The 6,630-nt window shown below is 47.5% G+C and carries 6 protein-coding genes and 1 tRNA gene; 3 read left to right on the top strand and 4 right to left on the bottom strand.

All coding sequences use genetic code 11. From position 1 onward, the window contains the following. Nucleotides 1–188 precede the first annotated feature (188 nt). Nucleotides 189–2,324, bottom strand: coding sequence for an alpha-amylase family glycosyl hydrolase (locus SFV55_RS21865; protein WP_320031686.1), 2,136 nt, complete (start codon nt 2,322–2,324; stop codon nt 189–191). Nucleotides 2,325–2,537: 213 nt separating this feature from the next. On the opposite strand from SFV55_RS21865, the gene SFV55_RS21860 reads away from it, so the two are divergent. Beyond that, complete coding sequence (locus SFV55_RS21860) at nt 2,538–3,551, top strand: agmatine deiminase family protein (RefSeq protein WP_320031685.1); 1,014 nt, start codon at nt 2,538–2,540, stop codon at nt 3,549–3,551. Between the two features lie 102 nt (nt 3,552–3,653). Beyond that, nucleotides 3,654–3,740: transfer RNA gene (locus SFV55_RS21855), tRNA-Ser, on the top strand. Between the two features lie 54 nt (nt 3,741–3,794). On the opposite strand, the gene SFV55_RS21850 is transcribed toward SFV55_RS21855, so the two are convergent. Then, entirely contained in the window at nt 3,795–4,016 is a 222-nt protein-coding gene (locus SFV55_RS21850) for a hypothetical protein (RefSeq protein WP_320031684.1), read from the bottom strand. A 141-nt stretch (nt 4,017–4,157) separates the two neighbouring features. Between SFV55_RS21850 and SFV55_RS21845 the strand changes: the two genes are divergently transcribed. Continuing rightward, the gene (locus tag SFV55_RS21845; protein WP_320031683.1) at nt 4,158–5,516 is read left to right on the top strand and encodes an amidohydrolase family protein; all 1,359 of its coding nucleotides are present in this window, start codon (nt 4,158–4,160) and stop codon (nt 5,514–5,516) included. 65 nt (nt 5,517–5,581) lie between these two features. Here the strand turns inward: SFV55_RS21845 and def are convergent, their stop codons facing one another. Beyond that, nucleotides 5,582–6,133, bottom strand: coding sequence for a peptide deformylase (gene def, locus SFV55_RS21840; protein ID WP_320031682.1), 552 nt, complete (start codon nt 6,131–6,133; stop codon nt 5,582–5,584). 4 nt (nt 6,134–6,137) lie between these two features. Beyond that, nucleotides 6,138–6,557: a Holliday junction resolvase RuvX gene (gene ruvX, locus SFV55_RS21835; protein WP_320031681.1), complete on the bottom strand. Its 420-nt coding sequence runs from the start codon at nt 6,555–6,557 to the stop codon at nt 6,138–6,140. Between the last annotated feature and the right edge of the window lie 73 nt (nt 6,558–6,630).

Here is a 6,630-nt window from a genome sequence, read left to right as displayed (position 1 = left end):
CCACCATCGGGCAGTTCAATCCAGTCCTCGTCTGGAATGGGGTCACAATACCATCCCGAACGGCCAACGGCGTATAAGCTCTTGTCCTCAAAAACGTTCCCTTCAGTATCCGCGTATAGCACGTATGGCGAGTGCTTGAGTGTCATGTTGTGTTGTTTGAAGGGGCAAAGATAGGAAAAACTGGCAAATCATGGCATCACCTCCCGATCTTCCTCGGCCCACATCACCACTTTTCCATTCCGTACCCGTACCCATTTCCAGGCAAAACCCTGCCCTTTTAGGACCTCAAACCGTACCTTCCAATTCGGATAATCCTTTGGATCGGCGGTCAGCCCTTTGCTCCAATCCCAATTGCCCAACTCGGGTAAACTACCTGTTACGTAAATTTCTTCGCCGTATTCGGCGGGAACGTACATGTTCAGTTCTACCGCGATGGTTTTATTGGATTCCAGTTGCAGTGCTGGCCGCAACCAATACACCCCATAAGGCTCAATCAACAAATGATCGTTGACAAAACTCATCCCTTGTTGGCGCAAGGCATCGAAGTAGATGCCATTTTGCCATTCGGCGGGTAGTCCGGAAATGCTCATGCGTTGGGGGTTCCGGCTCAAGTTGGCGACTAGGAGCATTTTTTGCCCTTCGTAATTGCGTTCACAAACGAAGAGGGAATCATTGTCGACGATGATGATTTGATCACGAGAGCGACCATGCAAGGCCGGGCTTTGCCGCCGGGTTTCGATGTAGCGACGGTGCATTGAAAACACCCGTTCTTCCGGTGTACCAGCCTCGTGAATGCGGGCAGCTTTGGCCCAGTTCATTGGGGGGCGGTGCACCCAGCGGTTGTCGCCCGCTTTGAGGGGGTCGAGCAAATAGTTGTAATCATTCAGTTGAGCCACCTCGTCACCAGAGAAGATCAAAGGAATTCCTTTCATAAAAAAGATCACCCCGTTCAGTACCTCCAGGCGTTTGATGGCCAGGTCGATTTTGACGGGATCGGCTTCTACCAGGGCTTTTTGCAAACCCGTCAAAGCAGCGGCTGTACCCGAAGTACGTGCTTCACCGGTTTGGCGATCGCGTTGAAAAACATAACCTTCAGAATAACTCTGAGGCAGTACCCCTGCATAAAAGTCGGTGCAAAAATTACGGGTTCCCCGGCCACTTTGGCCTACTGCAGCGGCATTTTCATCCGAAATTCCCCAACCAATGTCATCATGGCAACGGATGTAGTTGATCCAGGTGGCTTCTTTGGGGATTGGGGGGAGTTGTGACAAGGTATTGCGCAACAATTGCGTGTTCTCAGATGCCAGGGCATGCCAAAGGTGATTCATCATGGTGGCGTTGTAGCCGATTTCACAGGCTTTACCTTCCAGTCCGCCACTACCTAGGTAACGAATGATGTCGTCAGGAGCAACAATGGCTTCCGATTTGAACAGCATGCCCGGTGCAACCATGCGCACCAGTGCCCGGTAAGCAGCGAGAATATGAATGGCTTCCTGCTGGTTTTGGCAATTGGTACCCATGTTTTTCCACAAAAACGGCACCGCATCTAGCCGCAGAACGTCTACACCCACATTTGCCAGGAAGAGCATTTCCTCCAGCATGGCCTCAAACACGTTGGGGTTTCGGTAGTTGAGGTCCAATTGAAAATCGTAGAAAGTAGTCCAGGCCCATTTCTGGATTTCGGGCTGCCAGGTGAAGTTGCCGGGCGCAAAATCTGGAAAGACCTCAGGAAGGGTTTTTTCATATGCATCCGGCAAGGTGCGATCTTCAAAAAGTAGATAAAAATCCTGGAAAAATGGATCACCTTGCAAGGCTGCCTGCGCCCACTGGTGCTCGCGGGCGGTATGGTTCATCACGTAATCGATCACCAGGATCATGCCTTCATCGTGCAGGCGGGAGGCCAATTCGCGGAGTTGGGCCATGGTGCCGAGGCGGGAGTTGACTTCCCGGTAATTGGCCACAGCGTAGCCCCCGTCATTGGGACCAGAGCGCGGCTGGAGCAGAGGCATCAGGTGCAAATAAGTAATGCCCAATTCCTTAAAGTAATCGATGCGGTCGATCAAACTCTGAAGGTTGCCTGCAAACAAGTCGACATATAGCATCATGCCGACGTGCTGCGGCTGCTGAAACCAATCGGCTTTCCATTCCCTATTTGCGTCAATTTGTTGGAGTGCGGCAGGGCGTTCCTTGTCCACTTGGGCAAGGATGTCCATCAGGCGTTTAATTTGTGCTTGACTGGCGTCAGGATACAATACGCGATAGCTACTCAGGAAATCGTCCATATACAGGCGAGTCCTGCGCTCAAGTGTTTTTGCTTGTTTCATACATTATTACAATACCACCGATAAAAGTCAACAAAATTAAGAAGTGGACCGGGTTGAGAAAATTTTTTTAATTATTTGTGCACAGAATTTTCTTCGGCATAGAAGAAAATTTGTTGATGGATCGGTTTTTTATTCCTGGAATAGTTTTTATGCGGATAAATATTTTCCAAGACCTTAGCTTTGCAGCCTTATTCATCTTTTAGCCACTACCACATGAATCGTCGTTTACCCGCTGAATGGGAACCCCAAAGCGCTGTACAGTTTACTTTCCCCCACGCTGAAACGGATTGGGCGGATATTTTAGAGGAGGTTTTGCCCTGTTTCATCGAAGCCATTGAAATCATCAGCCGCTACGAAAAAGTATTGGTGGTATGCCGGGATCAAAACGAAGTTCGACCATTGTTGAAAAATGCGGTGCAGGACAATTTGATTCTGGTGGACGTTCCCAGCAATGACACCTGGGCTCGCGATCATGGGGGCATCACGGTTTTTGAAGAGGGCAAACCCCTGATTCTGGATTTTGTATTTACGGGCTGGGGTTTGAAATTTCCCGCTTTTTTGGACAACCTCATTACGGGGCGATTGCAGCAGCAGGGCGTTTTTAAGGCAGCTCTTCAGCTCGGCGGATTGGCTCTGGAAGGAGGAGGAATCGAAAGTGATGGTCAGGGCACCCTGCTTACAACCTCGGAATGTTTGTTGTCACCCAACCGCAATCCCCATTTGGATCAAGCGGCTACTGAAGCCAAACTGAAAGAACTTTTCGGGTTAAAAAGGGTCCTCTGGTTGCACCACGGATACCTGGCTGGAGATGATACCGATTCCCACATCGATACCCTGGCGCGTTTTTGCAGCGCAGATACCATTGTCTACGTGCAATGCCTGGATACCCAAGATGAGCATTATGAGGCATTACAAGCTATGGAGAAGGAATTGCAAGCATTCACTACCCTTGAAGGCAAACCCTACCAATTGATTCCACTGCCCATGGCCACGGCCTGTTTTGCTGCTGATGGCCATCGTTTGCCTGCTACCTATGCTAATTTTTTGATCATCAACCAGGCGGTACTGATGCCTACTTATCAGGTGCCTGAAGATGAACAGGCCTTGGTTCAAATCAAAAAGGCTTTCCCGCAGCATGAAGTGATTGGCATCAATTGCCGGGCTTTAATTGAGCAGCATGGATCCTTGCATTGTATTACTATGCAATATCCAGAAGGGTGCATTTGAGGAAAAAAGTATGGTCGTTGGAACCATTTTGGGGCTCCTCTAGTTTTTTCCCAGAAAAAGCTGCTAAAACTAAGTCCCAATGTTTATTTTTGTTGCCCATTTGGAGATGTGCCAGAGTGGTTGATCGGGCTTGACTCGAAATCAAGTGTACTCGCGAGGGTACCGGGGGTTCGAATCCCTCCATCTCCGCAACTTTTAGTCGCAATGATTTGATTTCGAAATCATTGCGATTTTTTGTTACCCTCAATTTCCCCCATTTTTATACAACTCCACCTTGGTTCTGCCTCCGGTGATGCTGCAAGCGAAAACAAGTTCATTTACTGCTGGTTGGTAGTCATATTCTACCTCTTTGCACTGTTCCCCATCCGTGCAGATGTAGCGAAACCAATTATCGCCTACATTATCAGGCATATTTTCGAAAAGATAATAGCCCGTTACCAGGTTTTCATAAGCCGAGATGTCCATCTTGGTCTGTTTTAAGGATTGAAAGTGTATAAAAATTGCTTTAAGTTAGCCTTTTTACACTTCCCTAGCATGTGTCTGCTCACTTTTTTGGTGCATATCATTACATTTACCTACAACAATCACCTGTAAAACCTATGTGCCATGCGGACGATTTATACCCTGTTTCTGATCGGTTCAAACCTGTGTTTTTGTGCTGCCCAAGCCAAAATTAGCGCCATCACGCATGTTAACGTGCTGCCGATGACCTCCGAGGAGGTACTCAAAGACTACACGGTGCTGCTTAAAGATGGTAAAGTATTCAAAATGGGTCCTTCCAACAAATTGAAAGCCAAAAAAAAGAACCAGGTAATCGACGGAACGGGCAAATACTTGATGCCTGGTTTGACCGAAATGCATGCACATATCCCAACCCCCGAAAACGGCGACGATACCTGGGTACGCCAAGTGTTGTTTCTTTATGTTGCCAATGGGGTAACTACAATCCGAGGGATGTTGGGGGATCCTTATCATTTGACTTTGCGGAAAAACGTGGACAATGAACTCCTCATTGGCCCCCGCATTTTTACGTCCAGCCCTTCGATGAATGGCAACACCATCAAAACACCCGCTGAGGCACGGGAAAAGGTCATTCAGTATAAAAAAGATGGTTTCGACTTTTTAAAGGTGCACCCGGGAGTGAAACGGGAAGTGTTTGATACCATGGCCAAAATAGCCCAAAGCCTGAATTTGCCTTTTTCCGGGCATGTTCCGGTTGAAGTGGGCATCCGCCATGCTTTGGCCTCCCGTTATGCTTCGGTAGACCATCTGGATGGCTACCTGGAAGGGACAGTGCCTGCTGATGTACTAGCCCAAAACCCCAATGCTGGCTTTTTTGGGTCCAACTATATTCCCAATGCAGATGAAAAGCTACTGGATGTTTTGGCTGCGGAAACCAAAAAGCAAGGCGTGTGGGTGGTGCCTACCCAAAGTTTGTTCACCCGCTGGTTTTCTCCTACTGATGCCGCAGCCCTGGCCAATGAACCAGAGATGCAGTACATGCCCTCCAAAACCTTGTATCAATGGCGGCAAAACAAGAGCAACCTGACCGGAGCCAATTACAGCGAGGTACTATGGCAGCGCTTTATTTTATTTCGCCACAAAATTTTGCAGAGCTTGCACAAAGCCGATGTCGACCTGTTACTGGGATCGGATGCTCCCCAGGTGTTCAACGTCCCAGGTTTTTCACTGCGGCATGAAATGAAAAGTTTGGCCGAGGCCAATTTGCCTCCCTATGCCATATTGCGAAGTGGTACAGCTAACCCGGCACGCTTTTTTGGGCGGAGTGGAGCATTTGGAACCATCGTTCCCGGAGCATCGGCTGACTTTATATTGTTGGAAGCCAACCCATTGGAGAATGTAAGCAACACCTCCAAACAGGTCGGAGTCATGTTGAGGGGAAAGTGGTTGTCGAAAGAATTTATTGAAGCAGAATTGGAAAAGATTGCGGATAAGAATAAATAAATCCCCAAAACGGAAAACAAGATGAAGCGTTGTAGAAGGGCAGAATGAATACGTTTTTTCGCTCCTTATGCAAACTTCATCTTGTAATCCACCTTTACTTTGCCTTTGCGGATGTTCTCTAGGCGACCACGGATCATGGCTTTTTTTACTGGTTTTAGGTATTCTAAAAACAGAATACCTTCAGTATGGTCGTATTCATGCTGGATGACGCGGGCATTTATGCCATTGAAAGTTTCGGTGTGCTCTTCAAAATTTTCGTCCATGTAACGAAGTGTGAGGGTATCCAAGCGATCAACATCCCCGCGGATGTCGGGAATACTCAGGCAACCTTCTTCATAAGCCCATATTTTCCCTTTTTCTTCCACCTTTTGTGCATTGATGAAGACTTTTTTGAAACCAACTACATCTTTCCCTTTTTCTTCCAATTGCACGGTGTCAATCACAAAAAGGCGAATGGCACGGCCTACCTGGGGTGCAGCTAGACCTACGCCCTCGGCATGGTACATGGTTTCCCACATGTTTGCGATGAATTGACTTAACTCGGGGTAGTCAGGAGTTATTTCTTCGGCCTTTTTGCGCAAAACGGGCTGCCCATAGGCATAAATAGGTAACAACATGGTATTATGAATATTTGTATTTTTCTAAGTATTCCTGCAAAATGATGATGGCGCTAACTTTATCGATCAAACCTTTATCCCGCCGTTTTTGTCGGCTGGGTACACTTTGAACGATGGAACGGCTCGCGTCTTTGGATGTAAAGCGCTCGTCACGCAGAATAACTGTTTTTTCTGGAAAAAGGTTGCCCAATTGTTTGACAAAACCCATCACCAAATGATGAATCTGGGCTGGGGAATCATCCAGATTTTTGGGTTCACCAACCACAAATAGTTCGACCTCTTCTTCCTGGCAGTATTGGCGCAGAAAATCAAGCAATTTTGCTGTAGGAACAGTATCTAAACCAGTTGCTATGATTTGTAAGGGATCACTTACTGCGATACCTGTCCGTTTTGTCCCGTAATCGATTGCCATTATTCTTGCCAAAGGTGCACATTTTGAGCATCAAAGAAAAAATTCTTTCATGCCTGGGCGGCAAAGATAGGTAGGATTTGACAAA

It is taken from the genome of Haliscomenobacter sp., assembly GCF_033763495.1.
In the GTDB taxonomy this organism is placed as follows: domain Bacteria; phylum Bacteroidota; class Bacteroidia; order Chitinophagales; family Saprospiraceae; genus Haliscomenobacter.
Note: the sequence above shows the minus strand (reverse complement) of the source record. Positions and strands in the feature narration are given on the sequence as shown.